Source organism: Rhizobium mongolense subsp. loessense, assembly GCF_900099775.1.
GTDB classification, from domain to species: Bacteria; Pseudomonadota; Alphaproteobacteria; order Rhizobiales; family Rhizobiaceae; genus Rhizobium; species Rhizobium loessense.
Genome location: NZ_FMTM01000029.1, coordinates 2,501 through 5,000, shown reverse-complemented (window position 1 = coordinate 5,000; position 2,500 = coordinate 2,501). Strand labels below are relative to the sequence as shown.

General features: G+C 52.2%; 1 rRNA gene (only partly in view). It reads right to left on the bottom strand.

Annotated elements, in window-relative coordinates:
- Positions 1-2,020, bottom strand: a 23S ribosomal RNA gene (locus tag BLP23_RS32890) (it extends 922 nt beyond the left edge of the window).
- Between the last annotated feature and the right edge of the window lie 480 nt (positions 2,021-2,500).

Sequence of the window (2,500 nt, the reverse complement as noted above, 5' to 3'; positions counted from 1 at the left end):
TGCAGGTCGGAACTTACCCGACAAGGAATTTCGCTACCTTAGGACCGTTATAGTTACGGCCGCCGTTTACTGGGGCTTCAGTTCAAAGCTTGCACCTCTCCCTTTAACCTTCCAGCACCGGGCAGGCGTCAGACCCTATACGTCGTATTGCTACTTCGCAGAGCCCTGTGTTTTTGATAAACAGTCGCTACCCCCTGGTCTGTGCCACCCCATCATGGTTGCCCAAAATGGGGTCACGCTTCTTCCGAAGTTACGCGTGCAATTTGCCGAGTTCCTTCAACATAGTTCTCTCAAGCGCCTTGGTATACTCTACCTGACCACCTGTGTCGGTTTCGGGTACGGTCTATACGGTGGAGCTGTTTCCTGGAACCGCGTCCCTGCAAGATCAATCCAATAAGACCTTACAAGTTGAGCAATCCGTCACTACCACCAGGCCCACGAATATTAACGTGGTTCCCATCGACTACGCGTGTCCGCCTCGTCTTAGGGGCCGGCTAACCCTGCTCAGATTAACTTTAAGCAGGAACCCTTGGTCTTTCGGCGAGAGGGTCTCTCACCCTCTTTATCGTTACTCATGTCAACATTCGCACTTCCGATACCTCCAGGATGTCTCACGACTGTCCCTTCACAGGCTTACGGAACGCTCCGCTACCACGTGTATTGCTACACATCCTCAGCTTCGGTGCATGGCTTCAGCCCCGTTACATTTTCGGCGCAAAGACCCTTATTTAGACCAGTGAGCTGTTACGCTTTCTTTAAATGATGGCTGCTTCTAAGCCAACATCCTGGTTGTTTTGGGATCCTCACATCCTTTCCCACTTAGCCATGACTTGGGGACCTTAGCTGGAGGTCAGGGTTGTTGCCCTTTTCACGACGGACGTTAGCACCCGCCGTGTGTCTGCCGAGTAGTACTCCCCGGTATTCGGAGTTTGGTTAGGATCAGTAAGACGGTGAGTCCCCATAGCCCATCCAGTGCTCTACCCCCGGGGGTATTCGCTCGACGCTCTACCTAAATAGATTTCGCGGAGAACCAGCTATTTCCGAGTTTGATTGGCCTTTCACCCCTAGCCACAAGTCATCCCAATCTATTGCAACAGATGCGGGTTCGGTCCTCCAGTTGGTGTTACCCAACCTTCAACCTGCTCATGGCTAGATCACTCGGTTTCGGGTCTAATGCAACAAACTAAATCGCCCTATTCAGACTCGCTTTCGCTACGCCTACACCTACCGGCTTAAGCTTGCTTGTTACACTAAGTCGTTGACCCATTATACAAAAGGTACGCCGTCACCCTTTCAGGCTCCGACTGTTTGTAGGCATCCGGTTTCAGGTTCTATTTCACTCCCCTTGTCGGGGTGCTTTTCACCTTTCCCTCACGGTACTTGTTCGCTATCGGTCATGCACGAGTACTTAGGCTTGGAGAGTGGTCTCCCCATGTTCAGACAGGATTTCTCGTGTCCCGCCCTACTCTAGGACAATGAGTGTTCTACGCGTACGGGGCTGTCACCCGCTACGGCCCAACTTTCCAGATGGTTCCGCTTTATTCCTCATTGCCACTGGCCTGGTCCGCGTTCGCTCGCCACTACTTGCGGAGTCTCGGTTGATGTCCTTTCCTGCAGGTACTTAGATGTTTCAGTTCCCTGCGTTCGCTTCTTACCCCTATGTATTCGAAGGTAAGATACCTTATTAACGATACTTGGAAACCTGTTTGGTTCTCACTCACGCGCCTTCCGCACCTGCCGTGCAGAACTGCGTGGGCGCGCCGGACAACCGGCGACGCGCTCCGCACTGTATCGGGAACTCCCATACAGCCCAGAGGCCGTCGGCGATCGTTCGCCGTAACCTCGGATCAAAGATCCGACAACAAAACAGATTTCCCAAGTATCTAAGGTGGGTTGCCCCATTCGGAGATCCATGGATCAAAGCTCATTCGCAGCTCCCCACGGCTTATCGCAGCGTATCACGTCCTTCATCGCCTGTGCATGCCAAGGCATCCACCAAATGCCCTTACGACACTTAATCGTTCTCATTGCCAATGCTCATCATCTTTGTTGGATTTAAAATTCTCATCCGGACAACCTCTCAGTTGCCGCAATCAAATCCGAAGACCAACAATGCGTGATTACCTTTTACAATCACGCTTTCTAATGATGCCATCGACGTGTTCGACAGATCTGCTTTATTGGAGCTACGCCGAGCAGCTCGCTTGCAGTCTGTCTTAAGACCAGCTTCTCGAGATCAAATCCGGTGGCGCGCGGTCAGGCAACGCCAATCCAGCATCGTCGGTCAGATGAACGCCAAAGCCTTCAAACAACAACAATGCCTCAGGACAAGCTTCCTTCCTACCTCCGGCTCCTCTTTCGTTTCCGGTCGGCTAGACCATCAACGACATCATTGGAACCGGCTTCGGACGCCCTGGGCCAAAACCCAAAACACCTGGAAGCCTCCAGATCAATCTTCTCTTCACGATATAGGCAGAACAGGCATCGTCAAAAACGATGC